This is a genomic window from Nostoc sp., assembly GCF_036917095.1.
Taxonomy (GTDB): domain Bacteria; phylum Cyanobacteriota; class Cyanobacteriia; order Cyanobacteriales; family Nostocaceae; genus Nostoc.
The window spans coordinates 37,435-59,383 of the sequence record NZ_JBALFH010000002.1 but is presented as its reverse complement, the minus strand read 5'-3'; the positions used below and the strand labels follow the sequence as shown (position 1 = coordinate 59,383).

Here is a 21,949-nt window from a genome sequence, read left to right as displayed (position 1 = left end):
AAATAAGTTAGCTATAAACCTTAATTTAAATGCTTAATTTATTACCAAATATTAAACTCGTATTTACAAAAATAAATATTGGTACAACTCGGTGATGTAAAATCCTGGAGATACTAAAAGGTGATTAACAGAGTCTCAATAAAATGGCACAGGATAGGAAGTCAACGGTTGTAATTACGGGTGCCTCTTCGGGGGTGGGTTTGTATGCTGCAAAAGCTCTTGCTGAAAGGGGATGGTATGTGGTGCTGGCCTGTCGGGATTTAGCGAAGGCACAAAAAGCTGCCCAAGCTGTGGAAATTCCCTACAACAGTTATACCAGCATACATATTGACCTTGGCTCCTTGGAAAGTGTTCGACAATTTGTGAAGAACTTTCGGGCAAGCGGCAACTCCCTAGATGCTTTAGTGTGCAATGCCGCAATTTATATGCCTTTGTTAAAAGAGCCACTGCGAAGCCCAGAAGGCTACGAGTTGAGCGTTGCTACAAATCATCTTGGACATTTCCTTTTATGCAACCTGATGCTAGAGGATCTGAAGAAGTCATCTTCAGAACCAAGACTTGTCATTTTGGGAACTGTCACCCACAATCCAGACGAATTGGGCGGTAAGATTCCACCGCGTCCAGACTTAGGCGATTTCCAGGGCTTTGCAGAAGGGTTTAAAGAGCCAATATCGATGATTGATGGCAAGAAATTTGAACCAGTCAAAGCTTACAAAGACAGCAAGGTTTGCAACGTGTTAACCATGCGGGAACTGCATGAGCGCTATCACGAATCAACCGGTATCGTCTTCAACTCTCTCTATCCGGGATGTGTTGCAGAAACGCCGCTATTTAGAAACCACTATCCCCTGTTTCAGAAAATCTTCCCATTATTCCAGAAGTACATCACTGGGGGATACGTGTCTCAGGAGTTGGCGGGAGAACGGGTTGCTGCGGTGGTTGCCGACCCTGAGTATAATCAATCCGGTGCTTATTGGAGTTGGGGAAATCGCCAGAAAAAAGATGGCAAGTCCTTTGTTCAAAAAGTTTCTCCTCAAGCCCGCGATGATGAAAAAGGCGATCGCATGTGGCAATTAAGCGCAAAGTTGGTTGGACTTGCGTGATGGAACAGGATTTAGCGTTACCCTTGTGCATGATTCATCAATTCATAGATCCACTTTTTTGAATGAATTGACATTATGTATAGGTAAGTAATGGTTGAGGTGATTATTACGTCACCTCTGACTTTATTGATAGTTTTACTTTACACAACCAATAGGTTACGCAGTTGTAGTATGAGTGGGATGTCTACGACAGGCTACACCCAAGCATTCTTCCAGACTACAATCATAGTAAAGAGATGCGAGAAATTATCTAACCATTTCCTATGGAAACTGCCATGTCTTCCCCAAAGGCACATTCCCAAACCCTATATGATGCGGACTACTTGCAATGGATAAAAACAACTATAGAAAAATTGCAAAGTCATGATTACGCGAAGGTGGAGTGGGAGAACCTCATCGAAATTGGTCTGTATACGCCGTTTCACTCCACAGTAATACCTCTTCATCCCCTACTCCCTTGACATCTATATGAAAAATATGTATAATTGCAATCGCATAGAAGGGGAGTAGCTGCTGGCAAAAAAGTTGAAAGCCAGTACATCTGAATCAACATACTGGCGATGAGCCTGGTTCAGATGGCAAGTAATAAATATTTGAAAGCGAGACCTTCACTAAGTTCACACCGAAAAGTGTAAACTTGGTGAGGTCTTTTGGTTCTCATCAAGCTTCACATCGGTAAACGATTTTTCAGGAGCTTGAGAGAGTGTTAACAGCTTTTACCGCAGGTTTATTATTAATAACAGTTTCAGAACTAGGCGATAAAACATTTTTTATTGCTGTGATTTTGGCAATGCACCACTCGCGGCGGCTGGTATTTATAGGTGTCACAGCCGCTCTAGCCGCGATGACAATTCTTTCGGTGCTATTTGGACAAGCGGTATCTTTGTTACCAAAAAGTTATATTCATTACGCCGAAATAGCTTTGTTTATTGCCTTTGGTCTCAAGCTGTTATATGACGCTAGTAAGATGTCTCCTGCTGCTTGTGATACAGAAGTTGTAGAAGAAGCCGAAGCTGCGGTGAAAAAAGCAGATTTGGAGTTACCAAAGCAAAAGACTTCCTTGGCAATTATCATAGAAGCCTTTGTATTGACATTTATGGCAGAGTGGGGCGATCGCACGCAAATTGCCACTATTGCCCTAGCAGCAGGTAATAATCCCATTGGAGTCACAATAGGTGCAATTTTAGGACATGCCATTTGTGCTGCGATCGCAGTTATCGGCGGCAAAATGCTTGCCGGACGCATTTCTGAGCGTCAACTCACCCTGATTGGCGGATGCCTGTTTTTAGTCTTTGGTGTCGTTGCTGCCATTGAGGGAGCGTGATAAGAGGCAGGGGAGGCAGGGGAGCAGGGAGCAGGGGGAAAATTAAAATTCCTCTCCTCTGCACCGTTCCCCATGCCCAATGCGCAATGCCCATTACTTGGGCGTACTTTCCAGTGAAGGCGCGGGAGATGCAGCAGGTTTAGGAATGGGAGAAACCGTTGCTGCCTTCTTAATTTCATCTTTGTACTGAGCAGGTGCTAAAGCTGCGGCACTATCAAACAAAAGTTTTGCATCTGCGTTTTTGCCCTGTTGTTTCAAGAGCATCGCTTTTGCCACAACGGGGCGAAAATCCTTAGGATCTTTCTTAATTGCTTGGTCATATACAGAGCTAGCTTGAGCGTAGCGTTTCTGGGAAGCATGAACAGAACCTAATAGCACCTGCACGGCTACTGTATCAACACTTCCAGGCTGAATTGTATTTGCTTGGGCTGCATTAGAAAGGGTTTCTTGTAGCAAACCAATGGCTGCTTCTGGGCGTTGCTGTCTGATCAACAGAGTCACCATTCCTTGCAAAGCTTTCAAATCGCCAGGTTTTGTAGACAAAAAGGAGCGATAAGCTTGAGCAGCTCCTTCGCGATCGCCAATTTGCTCTTTGGCTTGAGACAGTAGCACTGAATATTCTGACTGTTCGGGATTGAGCTTGGCTAGCTTTTCTAAAGGTTCAATGACGACTTGGATATCAGCTGGTTTAACCTCATTTTTTTCTTTTTGACTCAGTAGTTGCAGCCGTGCCTGTAATAGACCCTTAAGCGCAGTCTGATTTTCTGGTTCCCTTTGCAAAACCAGTTCATAACCCCGTACTTCGTCTTCCAGTTTTGATTTTTGGTCAGCGGAAGTCAAAGTGCCTCTGGTGCTAGCTGCATTCTGGCTTGAGGATGGCGTATTATTAAATGCTCCAATTATGGGAATCACCGAAACACCCACAAAAGCAAGAATTGCCAGCGCCAAGACGACTTGAACTATCCAACGATTGCGCGGTTGAGACACAGTTTTGTCTTTCTCCTAAATTTTAATGACATTATCATTTACACAAATCGTAAAGTTAAAATTTTCCAAAACTTTGCGGAATACCGCCAATTACCTGTGAATTTTATAACAATTAACTATCTACACTGCTAAAGTAAGTGATGACTTTAGGAGGAGCCGTCAGAATTGTAGCTATGATATGCTTCCGAAACTAGTGTAAAGGCGCTAAATTACACATTTAGTGTTTATACACTCAATTTAGCGCCTTTAGTATTGTATAGAGTACCCTAGTGTGACTTTGTGAAAAGCAAATATACTTTCATCAATCGCACAAATGCTCTTTCCAGCTGCCTTTGTAAAATCCCACAATGGGATGTGTCTCCGCCGCAAGGAGTTTTTATGAATTCCGACCTGATGCCATTGCCTGAATCCTCCAATTCTTCTGCCTCTAACCAGGGCCCAACTAACATAGGGGCAGCTGCTAGCGTTCATATAACAGCCCAGTCCTCTAAACCTGAAAATTCGCCTGTTAACCCCATTGAGACTGACTCAAATGGGAACTTAGTCAATCGACAGCAACCGATTCCGCCTCCCAGTGAGCCGATGCAATATCGAGCGATCGGGTTAGTTAGAGGTCGCTATCATGCTAGCAGCGAACAATTTACTCAAGGTACGCTGCTGACTACCGATGGTGTAGAACTCAATGCCGTCCTCCTAGGCCGGATTATGAGCTTAGTCAAGAATCACCTAGACTTAGAAAAAGAACACTTGTGGGTAGTATATCCACGTACAAGACAAGAGAATGATACCTTGCACATCCAAATCGTCGGAGTTTGGGAGCCAGAAAATCTGGCTAAAAACTCAACAGATGAAGACGAGTCAGACTTGGAGTTGCAAGAGTTACAAACACCCGATGATGGCTTATCCGAAAACTCTGAATTAAGCACAATTCCCGTAATCCCCTCATCAGAAGTTGCAGATGGTGGTTTTTCTGTTCGTGGTGAGGTAGTATACCAATCTTTTGATGCTAAAAGCTTGGTAGTCAAAATTAGACAGGCTGCACGCAAACCAACTGACAAACCCAAGTATTTTAAGTTGAAATTGAGGGGTGTGCTGACCACCAAAGCAGTAGGCAAGTTCTGGGACTTCCAAGCCAAGCGAGAAGCTGACGTTTTGATCGTAGAAAAAGCTGAGGCGATCGCTGACTTGCCCAAAAAACGCAGACCACCATTCAAAGGTGGTCCTCGTGCTGGTGGCCCTGGTGGTGCTGGTGGTAGAAAACCATTCCCCCCCAGACGTAGTGGCGAAACCCCGCGTCCTATTAAGAAAACAGGCGCAGGCGGTGACACCCCTGTGGTGTCAAAACCTATACCCAAAACACCCGCTCCTAAGCCCATCAAGCGACCGAAACCGACTCAAGAGTAGGCATAGGGCATGGAGAAGAGGCAGAGGGGCAGGGGAACGGTGCAGAGGAGAGGAATTTTCCCCCTGCTCCCTGCTGCTCCCCCCCCTACTTCCTAGTCCCCACGATCAAAAATCCGTCCGACGGTCTTGGGGTAGAAAAGATCGCTCCATCGGAATTGGGGAAACTGGTTCTGTCAGGGTAAACGTACCTGCTTCGATCCACTTTTTCAACTCTAGGGCGACTTGCCTAGAAAAAAATAAACTGGCTAAGGGGGCAGAGCGTACTGCTTTGCCCTCAATGACGATCCGCCCAGATTTGAGTTGAGCGTAACTCACCAAACCAAAAGTGGGACGGACGCGCCGGGGAATAGAAAAATCCACTATTGGGGCTACTAAGTCTTTATCTTGCACGGCACAGTATTCAACTACTTGTTCATTTAATACAGGAAGTGGTACACCAACGCCTAACATCAATGAGGGACCATAGCTTTTGAAGTAACACCCCCGCACCCAATGAGCATCCATTTGCTTGGCATCACCAATTAAAGCCAAAGTGGCGGAAGGCCCAATCGGTGTACGATTAGCTAAACGCTTTTGCAAGGGGAAGTGCTGAGTGCCTTCCCAGGCGACATAGCCAATACCACCACCTAAAAAAATTCGAGTACCTATACCAACGAGTTGCAAATCGGGGTCGTTGAGTAAGGGGGAAATAGCACCGGGGTTAGAGTAAACGGCATTTCCCAGACGCGGTTGTAAAGGGCCGAGATAGGTGAAGAGGGGGCGATCGCCACCATTTACACCAACAATAAAATTTTGATAAAGATTGCGCGGATTAAATAAGTAAAACTGATTAATCGTTTCACTGGTAACTGTAGTTTCAAAAGTTGCTCTGGGATAACAATCTGTTACTTGTCCTTGCGCTTTTACGTGTATAGGTTTACCAGCGATTAAATCTTCGATTACATGACCGCCGCCACGTTCTCGGACTTCCTCCCCGTCTGTCGTCTCCACAGCACAACTCGCACCCAAATATAAATCTACTGCCCCAAAACCAGAGTATGCTGGAACGCCATCTAACCAGCAGCGGCGAATTTTTATTGGCGGGTCAGTATGCCCCAGATTAATAATTGCACCACTTGATTCCATTGGCTCAAACGTGCCAGTGGTAATTACATCAACTTCTTTCGCAGCTTTAGTAACACCAATTTCTACAACTCGTGCTTTTAATTCTTCAGTTGTCAACACTACCGCACGTTGGCGGCTAATTTTCTCATTAATTTCTGCAATTGTTCGCATCTTATCAGTGCTAGCGCTTCCTGCTGTCTTCCTTGTTGAAGGATATCTTGATAAATCACAGACTCTTGTATAACTTTCTCTGGAAATAGGTGTTGCCAATCTCTACGCGACAGCTTAACACCCCAGATAGGGTTAAAATTCCCAAAAAAACAATTCAAGTATTGCAAAGTGCAAATCATAGTAATATATTTTTTGGAACTAGTCAGAGTTTTATGTAAAAAAAATGGTTTTATATACGTAAAATTACTAAGGTAAAACCCTTGCATTATCAATCAAATATATGTATGGTTGGGATTGACTAGACTTACTGGATTTAAATGATTTTACCTCAACCAAAAGAAACATTTTTGGCTTTTGTAAAGCATTCTAAGCCAACTAGTCAATCACAAAGTGGGAGTTAATAACAGATGCTCAAAGGTTTTGGCAAGGGAGAAACGACCTGAAATCCTTAATAGAAGGGATATCTAAGCAAAAGTTAGAAGGTTAGCTATTTTATACTAAAGCTGCTCTCCAGCGAACTTATCCTGACTTCTACCCCTCAAACCAATTGTATTTGTTACTATGCCTTTTATTGCTACATCTCACCCGATAACTAATTAAGTAAGAGCCAATGACTAATGCTGAATTAACTAATCTTGACCAAAAAAACCAAAGTAAGATTTCTGAGAGGATTGAAAATTTATCCTCCCCAGCAGATGAGAAAAAGCTGTTTAACTTGAAGGTAATTGAGTATTTATTGCTGGCAGCTTTTGTCTCTTCTGGACTAGTGATTATTTTCTTTTCAGATGATAAAACAGTTGTAATTTCTGGAGCCGTATCTCTAACTTTTGTGTTTTTTTTGTTGCTTATCAATAGACAAGTATTTCAGAACTATAAGAAGGCCGCTTCTCAGTTAGAACTCACCAAAAAAGCGGAACTCTATAGTTATCTATTGACCAATCCTAATTCCTGGAATAAAGATACGCTGACTCTGACAAGAGGGAAGGCTTTACAATACAGTCAAGACTTGATTGACGATTATAAAAAAATTCGAGGTGTATCAAGAAACCTTTACTATGGTTTGCAAATTGCGACAGTAATTTTATCAGGAGTCACACCAATTTTAGTTCTGGTAGACAAATTAGAAGCAGGACAAGCTTGGCTCAAGTGGCTCCCCGTGCTTTGCCCAGCGATTGCTTCTATAGTTGCCAGTATAGTTACCTCTTTTCCTTTTCAGAAAAATTCGCTTGCTGCTAACACAGCCGTTGAATTATTAGAAGCTGAACAAGAGAAGTTTATATTGGGAGTAACTCCGCCTTATCGTTGCTATGATGTGTCTGATGAAAGCCAACAACAACAAAAGGCAAGTCAGGCATTAGAATACTTTATTGTTCAAGTAAACAACATTCATCTCAACCAATTGCAACAAACCAGTGAGACGCAATCCGAGAAGACAGAATTAGCTCCATCTAATGACTCAAACAAAGCAGAAGTAACCAAATAAAAGCACACCTGATTAACTAACTGTGGTCACTAATCAGTCAAGTATTGTTCGTGGTTATTATTTAAAATAGGATTTCTTCAGATTGACTCGAAAGGCTAAAATTCCCGACTTTATCAGAAGTCGGGAATTTTATTGTTATTGCACTCCAGCATTGCTTCTCCTAATCGCCTGCAAATCTGCAATACTTTACCCTACTCGCTTCGTCGATTAAATAGCAAAAATTCCGCGCTCCGTCGGGCTATATGAGGTTCTGTGCAATTGGCTTTGGTGCAACTTTGAGTAATGTATTAGCTGGGTTTGTGGTTAAAAGCGCTGGTTACAATGTTGCTTTCTTTGGTTCTAGCAGCGATGCCTGCGGCGGGCTATGCCTACGCAGTTGTGGCTTTGGAAGTTTTTTGGTTCTGTGTATTGAAACAAAAACAGGAGTTAAGTATAAAACTCTTAATATGTTGACATTATTAGTAGCTTGCTGAGAAAATATGTAAAAAATTAACCTTATGATTGACTACAGCGATCGCGTAGCATCTCGTAGAGAAGGCAGATTTCCAGGTGTTGGAGGACTTGACCTGTATTATCAAAGCTGGCATCCAAAGGGTAAAGTACGGGCAATATTAGCCATTGTGCATGGACTTGGAACGCACAGCGATCGCTATAGTAATGTGATTCAACATTTGATACCCAAACAATATGCCGTCTACGGCTTAGACTTGCGCGGTCATGGACGCTCATCAGGTCAGCAAGGCTATATCAACGCTTGGAGTGAGTTTCGGGAAGACGTGGGAGCCTTTTTACAGTTAATTCAGACTCAGAATCCTGGATGCCCAGTTTTTCTCTTGGGTCATAGTTTAGGCGGGGTGATTGTCTTAGATTACGTTCTGCGCTATCCCCAACAAGCATCAGTATTGCAGGGTGCGATCGCTCTAGCGCCAACCTTGGGGAAAGTTGGGGTTTCACCCATCCGCGTGCTTTTAGGAAAAATGCTCTCACGGGTGTGGCCGCGTTTCACCCTGAATACAGGCATTGACATAAGCACTGCTTCACGAGATCGGCAGGTTTTAGCCGCCATCGCTCAGGATACATTGCGACATACCCTTGCTAGTGCCCGTCTGGCTACAGAATTCTTTGCAACAGTTGATTGGATTAATGCTCGCGCAGGTGATTGGCAATTACCATTGTTGATTCTCCACGGCGGTGCAGACAGAGTTGCTTTACCTGCGGGAAGCGACATCTTTTACCAACGGGTAAACTGCACAGATAAGCTGAGAATCGAGTATCCGGGAGCCTATCACGAAATTCAGAGTGACCTAAATTACCCTGAGGTAATGGCTGATTTGGAAGATTGGTTGGAGCGACACCTACCATCTGAGGTGGTGCAGTTAGGAGGGGGAAACGCTGAGTTAGAGTTTCCTAGTTCTTAGTAACTATGCTACCAAGGCGATGTCTACGACGGGCTACGCCTACGCATCCACTTTTATCAAACAAGCGATCGCACCTTAAAATGTAGAGTCAATTGTTTGTATTATCTGAAAAATATGTTGCTGAGGATACAGAGTTTTTGCCAACCAAAATAGGTTCTCCCTTTACTCCTCCACGGGTAAGAGTACAAATCTTATAAAGGTTTTCGCACTCAAAGATTGCCATAACTAGCTCTTTCCCTGTTTGATAAGAGGATGGTAAAGGTTTACCTACCTCGCATTCCATATCAATTTCGCGATCGCGCCACTGTAACTTCCAAATACGCTTTTCGGTTATTGGTGCTTTAACAGACCGAGCAAAAGCACTATACACCTGCTCTGCTTTAATATCATCCTTGGCTGCTGGCACAAAAAACTTCATAGGCTTTGGTTACAAGTAACGTAAATTTCACTAGCACAAGCGTAACGCAGTTACCAAGGTAATCGGCTTCCATCCCACGAGAAAAACTCTCCACTATCGCCTTCTTGAAGCTGTTCAATCACAGCCAATAATTGGGTAACGGTACGTTCCACTGTGAATAATTTTTCCGCAGGTACATTTCCCTGGAAAGGACGAGAAAGGCGCGTATCTGTTGTACCAGGATGCAATGTCACTATTAATGCTTGAGGACAACTTCTTTTATACTCAATTGCCGCAGTTCGCATCAACATATTGAGTGCTGCTTTAGAAGCGCGATAGCCATACCATCCACCAAGTTGGTTATCGCCAATACTGCCTAATTTAGCAGAAATAGTGGCAAACACGCTGCGTTCTCGATGACGAAACAAGGGCAATAGATGTTTAGTTAGCAAGACAGCACCAATACTATTTATCTGAAAGTAGCGCAGCAAATTTTCTGAATTGATCTGTCTTAAGCTTTTTTCAGGTTGCAAAGTATCTTCATGCAACAGTCCTACACAGTTGATTACCAAATGCAGTTTATCAACTTGGGTACGTATTTTTTTAACCGCTTCAATAATCTGCGATTCGTCAGTAATATCCATCTTTATACAAATTAATCGCTCAGAATGTTCGCTTGCAAGAGCTATTAAATCGGAGGCTGATTCCGGTTGGCGAGAAATTGCATAAACTTTGGCTATTCTGTCATCTTGTAGCAATTTTTTGACAAAACCCAAACCAATACCTTGGCTGGCTCCCACAATCAACGCGTTTACAGGATTAATTTCATCGATAAAAGACATATGAATTTAGTTTACTTGTGGCGGTATTTAATATTCCTAGCCAGAGATAAAATAAGTAGCAATTTTTCTCTCGCTGTGATGACGTAGCGAATTGAAATGTACATTTTTTATCAATTGTAGGTTAATTTTAATAAGAGTGACACTTCACAAATATTAGTATATAGGGCTTCCGCAATAACTCTCTAAAACTCTCATTCCTTTGTGTCCTTTGCGTCCTTTGCGGTTCGTTTTTCCTTCTTTTGTATAAATGCTGGATTGCATTTTGCCTTTGCCAATCTCTCATTTATTTACCAATACAAAACTTGCTAAAAATCCTATCTAAAACTGATTCTGTCACATCTTCTCCGGTAATTTCTCCTAGCGCTTGAATCGCACCCCGTAAGTCAATTGTCCAGAAATCAAGGGGTAGCTTTTGGGCAATTGTTGCTTGTACTTGTTCCAAAGAAATTTTAGCTTGAGTTAAGGCTGCTGCTTGCCTTTGGTTAATGGCTAAATCCATATCAGCCGCTTGAACTTTTCCTGCCTTAACTATCTCTAAAATTGCTGTTTCTAAAGCATCAATACCTTGATTTTTTGCTGCTGCTGTGACAATTTTAGATTTAGGATTTGGGATTTGGGATAGAATAATTTTTCTTTCGCTCTCTTCTACTAAATCGATTTTGTTAATAACTAGAATCAATGGACGATGTTGCACCTGCTCATAAATTTCTCGATCGCCTTCCGTCCACCCAGATGAAGCGTCGATGGTAAGCAAGACTAAATCTGCTGCATTGGCGGCACGACGCGATCGCTCCACCCCAATTTTTTCCACTTGGTCGGTTGTTTCTCGAATCCCGGCTGTATCTAGCACTTGTACGGGAATTCCCCCGACAACTAACTGCGATTCCACCACATCGCGGGTTGTACCGGGTAAGTCAGTCACAATGGCGCGATCGCTCTGGCTCCAAGCGTTCAATAAGCTCGACTTACCCACATTCGGACGCCCAACAATTGCCACTTTTAAACCAGTGCGTAGCAACTCACCTTTGTCTTTGGTTGCTAATAATCTAGTTATTTCTGCGGCAATTTTCTCGATTTCTGATATTATGACTTTATCATCCAGCGGAGGAAGGTCTTCCTCAAAATCGATTCGAGCTTCGATTTCTGCCAAAATATCCAAACAGTTAGCGCGTAACTGCCGGATTGGATGAGCTAATTTTCCCTGCAAACCAGCTAAGGCAGTTTGAGCAGCTTGGGGCGATCGCGCTCCTACTAAATCGGCAATACCTTCGGCTTGAGTTAAATCCAATCGTCCATTTAAAAAGGCGCGGAGAGTAAATTCTCCCGGTTGGGCTAACCTAGCGCCATTTTCTAGACATAGTTGTAACACCTGCTGCACTGCCATAATTCCGCCGTGGCAATGAAATTCCACTACATCTTCACGGGTGTAAGAACGGGGTGCTTTCATGAGCAGCAACAGCGTTTCATCCACCACTTGTTGCGTCTGGGGATGGCGAATGTAACCGTAGAGAATTCGGTGACTTTCCCAAACTTGTCGCCCTGGTGCGTGAAAAAGAGTTTGGGCAATCGCCATTGCTTGGGAACCGGATACTCGCACAATACCAACGCTACCCTGTTGGGGGACAACAGCAGTAGCGATCGCAGCGATGGTTCCAGTAGTGGCAAAAACTTCTGACATGAGCGCCCTTCATAAGAGTGAGAAGTTAGGAGTCAAAATCATAACTCATAACCGATACCTTTCTAAATGGTAAGTATTTAGACTAATGGGATGGCAACTGGCAAGGTAAAATTTACCTGGAGGGTAATGCCTGATAGTAAAGAGTTAGGGGTGAAAATTATAACTCACAACTCATAACTTTTAGAGAGAGGAATTTACTGTGGAGCAAAAAATTAACTGCGCCCAAGCCTGCATTAACGGCTGTGTTTTAGGGGATAAATGCCCCAATATCGAGTTTAGAGAGGCCACTGCAAAATTTATTGAAGAGACTCCCTTAGACAAAATGTTGGAGTTGGCACAAGAACGTCTGCGGAAAAAAATGACGGAACCGCCAAAATGGGTTTTTCCTGAAGATTCATAGCATTCGCGCCAACAGGCACAAGCAAGACAGCGTGGAAGTTAAATAGTATCTGGATCTATATTTAATTCTCTCAGTTTTGCCGCCAAGCGATCGCTGCGTTGCTTCTCCTGTTGTGCGACTTCTTCGGGTGTGGGAACCAGTTCTCCTTCAGGCGTGAAAAAGCGTAGCTTTTCTTGATAAACCCCTAAATACAAACCTAGCTGTTGACTCCACAACCAGCCTTGGGAATTGGGTTCCAGGGGTTGATATTTACCATCAAGCAAATGATACCCTGAAAATTCTAAGGTTTCCGGGTCAAACCAGAAGTAATCTGGTGTGCGAAAGATATCTTGGTAAATTTGTTTTTTTAAGCCTTTATCGGTATCACCTGTACTATCCGAGAGGATTTCTATGATTAGATTGGGATATTTGCCATCTTCCTCCCAGACAACCCAGCTTTTACGGGGTTTGCGTTCAGTCCCCAGTACCACAAAAAAATCTGGCCCCCGGAAGTTTTCTGATTTGCGCTGGCGTGGACTGTAATAAATAGTGAGATTACCCGATGTATAAAAGTCATTGCGATTTTGCCACAACCACTCCAAGCATTGGATGAGCAGTGTCATTTGTAGCCGATGCAAGTCAGTTTCCAAAGGCGGTTCGTCACTATATAAATCCCCTGGCGGAAATATAACATCTTTTGGGACTTCAAAATCTTTGGTGACAGACATGGCGGCAAGTGTCTCAGTGCTATAAGTTTAGCGTAGCAGTGAGGAGCGCAGACGCTATTTATAAAAACCGTTCGATGATGATCTCGTCCACATACGTTCCTTTGATTTTAGCCTGTCTTTGCGCCGTCCCAATTATGTGAAAACCACGTTGGAGATAGCTAGCTAACGCCCCTGCGTTATCGGCGCGAACGTAGGTTAATATCTTTTCGTATCCTTTGGTACGAGCAGTCTCAAAAGTAGCCTCGAATAGACTCTTACCAATACCTTGTCGTTGGTATAAGATATCTACGTATGTTCCGATGATTCCCACATGGTCAAAGGCATGTGTGAAGGTTGCAAATGGTTCCAGACTTTGAAACCCAACAACTGCCCGATCTGGTAAGCGCAGAGCGACATGGAACACCCCACGCTGGGGAAAATTTGAAATATACTCACGTTCGGCATCGACTGTGAGCGGCGTATCAAACGCGGTATATACACCAGCTTCTATAATTGGGTTCAGAATGCTAACAATCGCGGCAGCATCATCCACTCGTGCTTCTCGAACCAGCACATTCATTTTCGGTGTCTCCTAGAGGTGAGTGCTTTTGCTGGCAGTTATACTTAATAATATTTGTTTACTTAATTTCGGGAACACAGTTGAATAATAACGCTAACCGCGACTCTAAATATCTAACCCAATCACCGTTAATTCAGGCGGATGTTCAATATTAAACTGGTAATATATTTCTCGTCGCTCCTGAGGTGGAAAAGTTAATTGCCATTCTAAAATCCCCATTTCACCAAGTTGAATTTGTGGGTTGCAGCGATTGAGGCGCACTTTAATTTGCTCGTTGCGGCTAACTGGCAATTGTTCAGTTAGTTTTAGATTTAGTTCTTTGTCTAGTAAGTTAGTAATTAGCAACCGATAGCTATAAGTAATGCGGCGCTGGTTGCTAATCAATCTTTTATCTACCAGACGTTCAACTAAGTCGCGCTCAATTTTTAAACCTTCATCAATCCCTAAATTCAGTTTGAACTCTTGCCCTGGTGCAATATTCTCTAACTGAGTTGTCCCAATAAAAACATTGTCGCGGAAAATATTCGCTTTACCTGGTAACAAAGTCGCACCATTCGGGCTATTTTTCACATTAGCTTGCAAACAAGCAAAGCTTACCAAGCGTGGCATTGCTACATAATCAAAGCTACAAGGATAATCATCATTGAAAATTGTAGTTTTATGGGGTGCGCCATCACTGGGAATGTTACCACCACTATTCAATTTAAAGGTAACTACGCTCCCTTCTTTAGATACTTCTGCTGTAACGGTTTCTGCTGGGATGAGACTATCTTCTGTAACTTCGTCTTGTTCTTGCCAATCTGCTCTGGCAGCAGAAGCAGGCGGCTCTGGTATGCTAGGCAGCAGTGGTGCCTGGGCAGTAAATCGTTGTCGTATTCTTCGAGGAAGTGGGCTATCAATATACCAGGGTTCAAGTTTGGGTGGAAGTGTACCTAATCCTGGTTTAGCGGTAGAAAGGGTAAGATTTGCCCCAATCCAATCTTCGCCGCTGCTTTGAGTGATTTCTGCAAGGTAACTTAGATGTACAATATCGCTGGTAGTGCTAAAGCGCAAGTCATAAAGTGGATTCCAACTAGCGCGATTTACTATGTAAGACACCTCTAATTCAAATTCGCCTTCACCCGCTACTTCAACTGCGACAACTAAGCTAAAACTCTCTTTAGGATGAGGTGTTTGGATTTTTTGCAATGAGGTGTGGAGTGCTTGCAGTTGTTTGTCTAACTCCTGCTGTTGGGTTTTGCACTCTCCAGATGCGATCGCATATTCACTATACTGGCTTCCAAGAAAGTTCAAAAAATCCAAAGTTTCGCTGAGGCTGAGATTTTTCCGAGACAAACTCTGTGAAAAGGGTTCTTCTGTCTTTTCGCGTAAGCCTGCAATGAAATTAGACTGTAATGCTAAAGCATCGACTTGAGCTTGCAAATGGCGTTTTTCTGCTTCTATTTGCTGAATTTGCCTTGTCAAATGTGCGACTCGCTCCGCTACAGGTTCAGTAGTGTAGATGCGATCGCTACTAACCCCCACTAAGCGCACCCCTACCGTCCCTGTACCGCTAACCCTGACAGACTCCGTTTCTAGAGTCTCTGGCAGTGGGGTAATGACTAATTCCTGTTCAATTCCTGTTAAATCAACTACACCCCGCCGTGTAACCAGTGCTCTGTCAGAATACACGGTAACAGCTACAATCTCGCTTTGTACTGTTTTGCGCCAAGACGGTATTTCCGGGTTAACCACTGCCAGTTTTCCCCCTTTTTTAATGATTCTGCTGGTTAATTGTCAATGTTTCCCGGCTTAACCGTCAACCCCTTTAGGTAATTCGTAATTCATAATTACAAATTATTTTAACCGTGAGTTGGTTCAAGCGTACTAGAAGCAGGATTGGAATTTTGCTGGACAATATTTTTTGCCGCAGCTAATAAATACTCATAATAGGCACGAGCGACGATAGATAGCTGTTTGCCAGATGGGTAAACCATGTACCAATGTCGCTGAATCGGGAAGTGTTGTACATCTAAAATGCTGAACTCTGAGGCGTCTAATAGTAAGGTATGACGGGATAAAACAGAAATTCCTAAACCACCTGCGATCGCTTGTTTAATTGCTTCGTTACTTCCCAATTCTAGCTTGACTTTTACCGTCACCGCTTGTTCTTCAAATAGCTTTTGGACGGCGCGACGAGTTCCTGAACCTGGTTCTCGCATAATAAAAGGTTCGTTAGACAAGCGTTGTATAGGAATATTTTTTTCTTTGGACAACGGATGATTATTTGGTGCAAAGACTATCAAAGGGTTTTCTAAAAATGGTTCGCAAGTCACATCTATATTGTCTGGAATTTGACTCATAATATATAAGTCGTCCAGATTTTGACTCATCCGTTCCAAAATTTGTTCGTGATTCGTTACTTGCAGCGAGATATCAATCCCTGGATAAAGTTCGCAAAAGGGCCCTAACAAACGTGGAATAAAGTATTTTGCTGTTGTAATTACTGCCAAGCGTAATTGTCCCTGTTTTAGCCCTTTTAAATCTGCTACCTTCATTTCATACTGGGCTATATTGTCAAAAATCTGCCGACATGTGGCAAATAATTCCCGTCCTGCTTCCGTTAGATACAACCGCTTTCCCACTTGCTCAAATAATGGCAACCCTACCGATTTTGTGAGTTGCTTGATCTGCATAGAAACGGTAGGTTGGGTGAGAAACAATTCCTCAGCAGCACGAGTAAAGCTACTGTGCCGTGCCGCCGCCTCGAACACCTTTAACTGGTGCAGCGTCGCTTGGTTCAAGGGTGATTCTCCTGTATATAGCGATTAATAGATATAAAACTAGTATTGCTGAACACTGGCAAATGATATAGTGATGCTCACAGAAAGTTACGAGTTCTATCATAGATAGAACTCTATTGTTTATATTCAAATAAAGGTATTTAATTTATGGATTCAAGAAGCTATTATCAAGAACAGCAAAAGCGTAAGATCCCTTCCACTCTGTCGATGAATGCTGAATAATGAATGAGGATTTTCCAAAATTCATCTATCATCATTCATCATTCCATAATTCTTCTTTAACTTTTGTCGGTAGCTTGGTTAAGTCTGGTAATCTTAGTACCTCGATTTCGGCAACTTGCTCTTTAATATTTACTGGCAAGTTTAACGGTTCGCGTTCTTCTATCCAGCATCTTGCTAATGGCAAGGTTAGCTCCATTTCGTCTAACGGTCGAGGAATTACCATCACTGCATTCAATTCCCCAATGCGTTCTGCCTCAAACATTCCCGCTTCCACTGCTACCGCTACATTGGCTACGGAACCACGGATAATCGCTGTACACAAACCCGCACCAATTTTTTCATAGGCTGCCAAATGAACATCAGCAGCTTTGAGCATGGCATCACACGCTCCTACCATCGCAGGAAATCCTCGCGTTTCTACCAAACCAATTGCTTGATTACTCAAACGGCTGTAATTGCCTTCTTCCATCAATTTGGTGAAACGGGTTGTGATGGGAAGCACTATATCTAGGTTCGGATAAGGTCGGGGAATCACCAAACTAGAAACCAACTGACCAAACTGTTCAGCCGTTTGCACGCCTGATTCTACCGCCAGACGCACGTCAGCAATTCCACCCCGGACGATCGCAGTACAATGACCGCTACCAGTTTTTTCATACCCAATTAGGTGAACTCCCGCTGATTTCAGCATCATATCCGCCGTACCAACTATGGCCGGAAAGCTGCGGGTAGAAACTAAACCCAAAGCAGTATCTTGGTAGGTCTCTTGACTACTCGCTCCCTGGCTGGAACTCATAGACCGTTGATTATATGTTTCCATGTGAATTCTCCAAAATACGGAAAAAGCCGACAACTTACAATTAACACTTACTCGGACTAATCGTCAGAGTTTGGGTCGCTCAATGATTGTCTATGAGGAAACAATGTAGTCAACAGTCTGCTTATGCTCCCTTGCCCATAAATTTGAGTCCCAAAACCGTTAGGGGATTCTGTGGTTGGCTGACTGAGGTCTGAGCTATGTTCTGTAGACGGTTGGGCGGCTTCCTCCAAGGTGGAGTTAGTATCATTGGTCGGTTCCTCCACGGGAGGAGACTGACTTTCTGGAGTGGCGGGAGATTTAAAGTAAGAAATCGACTTATTTTGTTTGAAATCCACAAAAGCCGAAGCTGAGAAGTTAGTTGAGGAAATTACCTTTTCCTTAACTCCACCTGAGCCATTTTCCTCTTCCTTGGGCGGTGGTGTATTTGGAGAAGCTGGGTTATTTGTAGATGATTCCAATTGGTTTGTTTGGGCAATTTGCCGACTGGTGTCTCCCAAAATCGAACCCGGTGGTACTACTTGTCCAGGTTCAACTGAATAGTTAAAAACTGTTGTTGCTGAACCAATGCAAGCATTTGCTCCAATTTTGCCTTTGCCAACCATCAAAAAACCGGCTCCCAGGTTTGCGCCTGTTTCTACCTCTAGGGTGCCTTCATGGACTTGGAGAATCGATCCCATACCAATACAGACCCCCGGCCCAATGATGATTTTGCTGTTTGCAGCCGCTTGGAGGATCACCCCAGGTGCAAGTACCGCGCTTGGATGAATAGTCACCTCACCACTAATGTAAGAATCAAAGTTATTGCTGAGGCGCAGTGGCGGCACAGACATGGAAATTTTAACCTCGGAAGCCGGATGAAGTTCTGAGTGCTGATTGCTGAGTGCTGTTAGGGTTAGCGGGGCGTTGAGCCAGTGCTGAGTGTGTTTTAAAATCTGAGTTTACAGTTGGTGTGACTGGTGTCTTTAAAGTATTAACTCAGCACTCAGCACTTTTAACTCAGCACTGCTATGGCCGTTGAATAATCGTTTCTAATACCCGACGCTTGGCTTTGGGGTCAATACCAATTAAACGCACATACTCCCCTTGATATTCGCCGAGGTGTCCTTCTACGGCTGCGATCGCTTCTCTTTCTGAGGAGGCTTGAATTTGACCGGTACTAGTCCAAGAACCAGTGCGGAACCGTCGTTGGTCTACGTGTTCAATACTAATTTTAGAGCCGCCAGCCAATAATTGCCGGAGTTGGTCTACGACTTCACTACTCAAGCGAGTACTGCTAGCTTTTGCTGTAGGAGTAGCAGAGGATGCACTGCTAGTAAATGATTTCTGGCTGCCAGAGGAGGCTACTTGACCATTTGGACGTTGGATAATCGTTTCTAATACCCGCCGCTTGGCTTTGGGGTCAATACCAATTAAGCGGACATATTCTCCTTCGTATTCGCCGAGGTGTCCTTCTACGGCTGCGATCGCTTCTCTTTCTGAGGAGGCTTGAATTTGACCGGTACTAGTCCAAGAACCAGTGCGGAACCGGCGCTCATCTACGTGTTCAATACTAATTTTATAGCCGCCAGCTAATAACTGCCGGAGTTGGCCTACTACTTCACTACTCAAGCGATTACTGGTAGCTGTTCCCGCTGTGGAGGCTCCACTGCTAGTAAATGATTTCTGACTGCCAGAGGAGGCTACTTGACCATTTGGACGTTGGATAATGCTTTCTAATACCCGCCGTTTGGCTTTGGTATCAATGCCGATTAAACGCACATACTCGCCTTGATGGCTTGCTATACATTCTTCTAAGGCGGAAATTACTTGATTGGTGGAAGTTGCTTCAATTGGCTTGCAGCTAGTCCAGGAACCAGTCCGGAAGCGGCGCTCATCTACGTGTTCCATGCCAATTTTGTAACCACCTGCCAAAAGTTGGCGGATTTGCTCTACAGTTTCGCCACTGACTTTGCCACTGCTAGAGCCGTTACTGTTACCGTTACCATTCCCATTACTGCTGTAACTGCTATTGCCACGACTAGCAGGAGCCTTAAAGTTGGTAGCTGGTTTAACATCACCATCTGGACGTTGGATGATGGTTTCTAATACGCGCCGTCTATCTTTATCAATACCAAATAGCCGGACATACTCGCCGCTATGGTCTCTTACACAGCTTTCTAATGCTGCGATCGCTTCACCGATGGATCTCGGTTCAATTGGTTGGCAACTAGTCCAAGAACCCGTGCGGAACCGTCTTTGGTCTACATGTTCCGTACCAATCTTATACCCTTGCTCCAATAGATAGCGCACCTGCTCTATTGTTTCTGCACCCAAGCTATTGCTCGACACTTCACTACTCCTTTCCAACTCTAAAACAGTAATACCATTACCTGTATAAGATTTAGCATTCTCATCCCGAATGGGTGCTATACATTTGCTATCCGCAGCACAGAGATAACCAGCTCGTAAAGCCTGATTAATCCCAACCACATGATGAGCGAATTCTTTATCCCGATCTTGCACATCTGGCAAGCGATCGGCTTGCTGCTGGCTGATAATTATCGCTCCCGAAGGTACATACTTACCTGGGGGAATTTCTACGTCTTGAATTAAAGTGTGCATCATCACGATGCAACCTGCACCCACCCTGGCATTAAACACCGTGGAGCGAAAGCCAATGAAGGAATTGTCCCCAACATAAGCTGGTCCGTGAATTAGAGCCATATGGGTAATGCAAGCGTTTTCGCCAACCCATACCGAGTATTTATTTTGGTCATCGCCAATTACTCGACCTTGCTCCAATCCATGAATCACAACACCATCTTGAATATTGGTGTTTTCACCAATATAAAAAGGTGTGCCTTCATCCGCTCTAATCGTAGTCCCCGGAGCAACAATTACATTTGCACCTATTCGTACATCCCCAATAATATTGGAGAATGAATGGACAAAGGCAGTTTCATGGATTTTGGGTTCAGCTAAATTCCTCGACCACGGGGTTGGGGGTGCCGCCGTGCTGCGGACTGCCATCGCGAGATTCCTCCTCTATTAAGTTAGGAGTTACGAGTTATGAGTTTTAACTCATAACTCCTCACTTCTCTAACTGTTGACTATCGATATTGATCTTTTTTGCTGTAAATGAGACGGTCTTCAACGTGAATCGTATCTATGATCGCCACCACCACTGCATCTAATGGTCGTTGTTCATTGCCTATAACTTGACGAGCAGCACTGCCACGACTGACAAGCACCCACTCATCTACTCCCGCCCCCACACTATCTGCTGCTACCTCATATTGTGGGAGGATGTTTCCATCTTCATCCACTAATTGTAACAATAGTAGTTTTACACCTCTGAGACTTGGGTCTTTTTGTGTGCTAACTACTGTGCCGCGAACTTTGGCAACTTGCATTAAAAATTACGGTCTTCTACCGAAAGGACGAATTGCATTCACATTCTCGCGGAACTGCTCTACGTCTTCGGTATAACGAATTGGCAGTACGTATTCCAAGTTTTCGTGAGGACGAGCAATGATGTGAGTAGATAGCACTTGTCCGCCGTTAACTCGCTTTACAGATTCAACACCTGCGGCCACGGAAGCTTGTACTTCTGACACGTCACCCCGAACAATCACTGTAACCCGACCACTACCGATTTTTTCATAGCCTACTAAAGTGACGCGGGCAGCTTTCACCATTGCATCAGCAGCTTCCACGACTGCTGGAAAGCCTAGCGTTTCAACCATTCCTACTGCAATTGACATTAGTTTAATCCCTTTTTAAAGTTTTTAGCCTTGGACAAAAGTGATGCTCAATCAGGCAAAGAGCGTTAATTACTTTGTTTAAACAGCTTTTAAGTGCGGAACTGTTCCACAGCTTCTGTGTAACGTATCGGCAAGACGTATTCTAGGTTTTCGTGAGGACGAGCAATAATGTGAGTGGATAAGACTTCACCACCATTGACTCTTCTAGCAGCTTCAACCCCAGCTGCTACAGAAGCTTGGACTTCCGATACATCTCCTCTAACTATCACGGTGACGCGAGCGCTACCAATTTTCTCATATCCTACTAAAGTGACACGGGCGGCTTTCACCATCGCATCAGCAGCTTCTACGACTGCTGGAAAGCCTTTAGTTTCAATCATTCCAACTGCAATTGGCACCGCAGAACTCCTACAAAATTAATCCAATCTGTACTGTCGTTTGAAATTTTTGACGGGGAGAGCTTTATCTTAAGCTAAGAAAACACTTCCAAATTAAGCATAGGAAAGCTTGGCGTCCCTGGCAATATAAATTACTATAATAGTTTATGATAAGAAAGTTTTAAAAAACTTAACAAATATTTATCTGTGCTTCTGGGCAATTAAAGTTTACTGATTCCTAGAGCACCCACTTATGCTTTATAATTTCTTTATCACATTTACAAAACGACATTCGTAACCAAGGCTAATTCCATCTGCCGAGGGGCGAGCGGGGGCTGTATCTTATGCTGTCTCTATGTTTCGGGAAATTTCGTTATATGCACAATGACTAGGTGAAAAATATATAATTTTTTCAAATATATCGTAT

General features: G+C 43.6%; 22 protein-coding genes and 2 pseudogenes. 8 read left to right on the top strand and 16 right to left on the bottom strand.

Annotation, left to right across the window (positions count from 1 at the left end):
* Window positions 1-143: 143 nt before the first annotated feature.
* The 3 genes from V7L01_RS00560 (at window position 144) to V7L01_RS00550 (ending at window position 2,427) form a co-directional block, all read left to right on the top strand.
* On the top strand, window positions 144-1,103 hold the full coding sequence (locus V7L01_RS00560; protein ID WP_335030956.1) for a protochlorophyllide reductase: 960 nt from the start codon (window positions 144-146) through the stop codon (window positions 1,101-1,103).
* Window positions 1,104-1,366: 263 nt separating this feature from the next.
* Window positions 1,367-1,564: a DUF29 family protein gene (locus V7L01_RS00555; RefSeq protein WP_335030954.1), complete on the top strand. Its 198-nt coding sequence runs from the start codon at window positions 1,367-1,369 to the stop codon at window positions 1,562-1,564.
* A 242-nt stretch (window positions 1,565-1,806) separates the two neighbouring features.
* Window positions 1,807-2,427: a TMEM165/GDT1 family protein gene (locus V7L01_RS00550; protein WP_335030952.1), complete on the top strand. Its 621-nt coding sequence runs from the start codon at window positions 1,807-1,809 to the stop codon at window positions 2,425-2,427.
* A gap of 93 nt (window positions 2,428-2,520) precedes the next feature.
* Here the strand turns inward: V7L01_RS00550 and V7L01_RS00545 are convergent, their stop codons facing one another.
* A complete protein-coding gene (locus V7L01_RS00545; protein ID WP_335030950.1) occupies window positions 2,521-3,414 on the bottom strand; it encodes a tetratricopeptide repeat protein in 894 nt (297 codons plus the stop codon).
* Between the two features lie 378 nt (window positions 3,415-3,792).
* Here V7L01_RS00545 and V7L01_RS00540 point away from each other — a divergent pair, with 378 nt between their 5' ends.
* A complete protein-coding gene (locus tag V7L01_RS00540; RefSeq protein ID WP_335030948.1) occupies window positions 3,793-4,818 on the top strand; it encodes a hypothetical protein in 1,026 nt (341 codons plus the stop codon).
* Window positions 4,819-4,923: 105 nt separating this feature from the next.
* Here V7L01_RS00540 and V7L01_RS00535 read toward each other — a convergent pair whose 3' ends face one another.
* Window positions 4,924-6,093 (bottom strand): homocysteine biosynthesis protein, encoded by a 1,170-nt coding sequence (locus tag V7L01_RS00535; protein ID WP_335030947.1) that lies wholly within the window; start codon window positions 6,091-6,093, stop codon window positions 4,924-4,926.
* A gap of 610 nt (window positions 6,094-6,703) precedes the next feature.
* Here V7L01_RS00535 and V7L01_RS00530 point away from each other — a divergent pair.
* From V7L01_RS00530 to V7L01_RS00520, 3 genes are all read left to right on the top strand, one after another.
* Complete coding sequence (locus tag V7L01_RS00530) at window positions 6,704-7,576, top strand: DUF4231 domain-containing protein (protein WP_335030945.1); 873 nt, start codon at window positions 6,704-6,706, stop codon at window positions 7,574-7,576.
* 242 nt (window positions 7,577-7,818) lie between these two features.
* Entirely contained in the window at window positions 7,819-8,049 is a 231-nt protein-coding gene (locus tag V7L01_RS00525; protein ID WP_335030943.1) for a hypothetical protein, read from the top strand.
* A 24-nt stretch (window positions 8,050-8,073) separates the two neighbouring features.
* Window positions 8,074-8,994 (top strand): alpha/beta hydrolase, encoded by a 921-nt coding sequence (locus V7L01_RS00520; protein ID WP_335030942.1) that lies wholly within the window; start codon window positions 8,074-8,076, stop codon window positions 8,992-8,994.
* 88 nt (window positions 8,995-9,082) lie between these two features.
* Here the strand turns inward: V7L01_RS00520 and V7L01_RS00515 are convergent, their stop codons facing one another.
* The 3 genes from V7L01_RS00515 to mnmE form a co-directional block, all read right to left on the bottom strand.
* Window positions 9,083-9,412, bottom strand: coding sequence for a hypothetical protein (locus V7L01_RS00515; RefSeq protein ID WP_335030940.1), 330 nt, complete (start codon window positions 9,410-9,412; stop codon window positions 9,083-9,085).
* Window positions 9,413-9,462: 50 nt separating this feature from the next.
* On the bottom strand, window positions 9,463-10,233 hold the full coding sequence (locus tag V7L01_RS00510; protein ID WP_335030938.1) for an SDR family NAD(P)-dependent oxidoreductase: 771 nt from the start codon (window positions 10,231-10,233) through the stop codon (window positions 9,463-9,465).
* 283 nt (window positions 10,234-10,516) lie between these two features.
* Window positions 10,517-11,911 carry a tRNA uridine-5-carboxymethylaminomethyl(34) synthesis GTPase MnmE gene (gene mnmE, locus V7L01_RS00505; protein WP_335030937.1) on the bottom strand — a complete coding sequence of 465 codons (1,395 nt, stop codon included), beginning with the start codon at window positions 11,909-11,911 and terminating at the stop codon, window positions 10,517-10,519.
* Window positions 11,912-12,110: 199 nt separating this feature from the next.
* Between mnmE and V7L01_RS00500 the strand changes: the two genes are divergently transcribed.
* Window positions 12,111-12,311, top strand: a complete 201-nt coding sequence (locus V7L01_RS00500; protein WP_335030935.1) for a hypothetical protein — start codon at window positions 12,111-12,113, stop codon at window positions 12,309-12,311.
* A gap of 38 nt (window positions 12,312-12,349) precedes the next feature.
* Here V7L01_RS00500 and V7L01_RS00495 read toward each other — a convergent pair whose 3' ends face one another.
* From V7L01_RS00495 to V7L01_RS00445, 11 genes and pseudogenes are all read right to left on the bottom strand, one after another.
* Window positions 12,350-13,018: a Uma2 family endonuclease gene (locus V7L01_RS00495; protein WP_335030933.1), complete on the bottom strand. Its 669-nt coding sequence runs from the start codon at window positions 13,016-13,018 to the stop codon at window positions 12,350-12,352.
* A gap of 58 nt (window positions 13,019-13,076) precedes the next feature.
* A complete protein-coding gene (locus V7L01_RS00490) occupies window positions 13,077-13,577 on the bottom strand; it encodes a GNAT family N-acetyltransferase (protein ID WP_335030931.1) in 501 nt (166 codons plus the stop codon).
* A gap of 105 nt (window positions 13,578-13,682) precedes the next feature.
* Entirely contained in the window at window positions 13,683-15,311 is a 1,629-nt protein-coding gene (locus V7L01_RS00485) for a mucoidy inhibitor MuiA family protein (protein WP_335030929.1), read from the bottom strand.
* A 107-nt stretch (window positions 15,312-15,418) separates the two neighbouring features.
* Entirely contained in the window at window positions 15,419-16,360 is a 942-nt protein-coding gene (locus V7L01_RS00480) for a LysR family transcriptional regulator (protein ID WP_335030927.1), read from the bottom strand.
* A gap of 253 nt (window positions 16,361-16,613) precedes the next feature.
* Window positions 16,614-17,402, bottom strand: coding sequence for a BMC domain-containing protein (locus V7L01_RS00475; RefSeq protein ID WP_335030925.1), 789 nt, complete (start codon window positions 17,400-17,402; stop codon window positions 16,614-16,616).
* A 56-nt stretch (window positions 17,403-17,458) separates the two neighbouring features.
* Window positions 17,459-18,232: a transferase gene (locus V7L01_RS00470; RefSeq protein WP_335030923.1), complete on the bottom strand. Its 774-nt coding sequence runs from the start codon at window positions 18,230-18,232 to the stop codon at window positions 17,459-17,461.
* 175 nt (window positions 18,233-18,407) lie between these two features.
* Window positions 18,408-18,653 (bottom strand): annotated as a pseudogene (locus V7L01_RS00465) (ribulose bisphosphate carboxylase small subunit); the annotation flags it as partial.
* A gap of 102 nt (window positions 18,654-18,755) precedes the next feature.
* Window positions 18,756-20,411 (bottom strand): annotated as a pseudogene (locus V7L01_RS00460) (ribulose bisphosphate carboxylase small subunit); the annotation flags it as partial.
* An 80-nt stretch (window positions 20,412-20,491) separates the two neighbouring features.
* On the bottom strand, window positions 20,492-20,794 hold the full coding sequence (locus V7L01_RS00455; protein ID WP_100899927.1) for a EutN/CcmL family microcompartment protein: 303 nt from the start codon (window positions 20,792-20,794) through the stop codon (window positions 20,492-20,494).
* 6 nt (window positions 20,795-20,800) lie between these two features.
* Window positions 20,801-21,145, bottom strand: a complete 345-nt coding sequence (locus V7L01_RS00450) for a carbon dioxide-concentrating mechanism protein CcmK (protein ID WP_010995041.1) — start codon at window positions 21,143-21,145, stop codon at window positions 20,801-20,803.
* A gap of 89 nt (window positions 21,146-21,234) precedes the next feature.
* Window positions 21,235-21,543, bottom strand: a complete 309-nt coding sequence (locus V7L01_RS00445) for a carbon dioxide-concentrating mechanism protein CcmK (protein WP_015209255.1) — start codon at window positions 21,541-21,543, stop codon at window positions 21,235-21,237.
* Window positions 21,544-21,949: the final 406 nt, after the last annotated feature.

Coding starts and splice junctions, on each gene's coding strand:
- V7L01_RS00560 (WP_335030956.1), top strand. CDS start 144: ATGGCACAGGATAGGAAGTCAACGGTTGTAATTACGGGTGCCTCTTCG.
- V7L01_RS00555 (WP_335030954.1), top strand. CDS start 1,367: ATGGAAACTGCCATGTCTTCCCCAAAGGCACATTCCCAAACCCTATAT.
- V7L01_RS00540 (WP_335030948.1), top strand. CDS start 3,793: ATGAATTCCGACCTGATGCCATTGCCTGAATCCTCCAATTCTTCTGCC.
- V7L01_RS00535 (WP_335030947.1), bottom strand. CDS start 6,093: ATGCGAACAATTGCAGAAATTAATGAGAAAATTAGCCGCCAACGTGCG.
- V7L01_RS00530 (WP_335030945.1), top strand. CDS start 6,704: ATGACTAATGCTGAATTAACTAATCTTGACCAAAAAAACCAAAGTAAG.
- V7L01_RS00525 (WP_335030943.1), top strand. CDS start 7,819: ATGAGGTTCTGTGCAATTGGCTTTGGTGCAACTTTGAGTAATGTATTA.
- V7L01_RS00520 (WP_335030942.1), top strand. CDS start 8,074: ATGATTGACTACAGCGATCGCGTAGCATCTCGTAGAGAAGGCAGATTT.
- V7L01_RS00515 (WP_335030940.1), bottom strand. CDS start 9,412: ATGAAGTTTTTTGTGCCAGCAGCCAAGGATGATATTAAAGCAGAGCAG.
- V7L01_RS00510 (WP_335030938.1), bottom strand. CDS start 10,233: ATGTCTTTTATCGATGAAATTAATCCTGTAAACGCGTTGATTGTGGGA.
- mnmE (WP_335030937.1), bottom strand. CDS start 11,911: ATGTCAGAAGTTTTTGCCACTACTGGAACCATCGCTGCGATCGCTACT.
- V7L01_RS00495 (WP_335030933.1), bottom strand. CDS start 13,018: ATGTCTGTCACCAAAGATTTTGAAGTCCCAAAAGATGTTATATTTCCG.
- V7L01_RS00490 (WP_335030931.1), bottom strand. CDS start 13,577: ATGAATGTGCTGGTTCGAGAAGCACGAGTGGATGATGCTGCCGCGATT.
- V7L01_RS00475 (WP_335030925.1), bottom strand. CDS start 17,402: ATGGAAACATATAATCAACGGTCTATGAGTTCCAGCCAGGGAGCGAGT.
- V7L01_RS00470 (WP_335030923.1), bottom strand. CDS start 18,232: ATGTCTGTGCCGCCACTGCGCCTCAGCAATAACTTTGATTCTTACATT.
- V7L01_RS00455 (WP_100899927.1), bottom strand. CDS start 20,794: ATGCAAGTTGCCAAAGTTCGCGGCACAGTAGTTAGCACACAAAAAGAC.
- V7L01_RS00450 (WP_010995041.1), bottom strand. CDS start 21,145: ATGTCAATTGCAGTAGGAATGGTTGAAACGCTAGGCTTTCCAGCAGTC.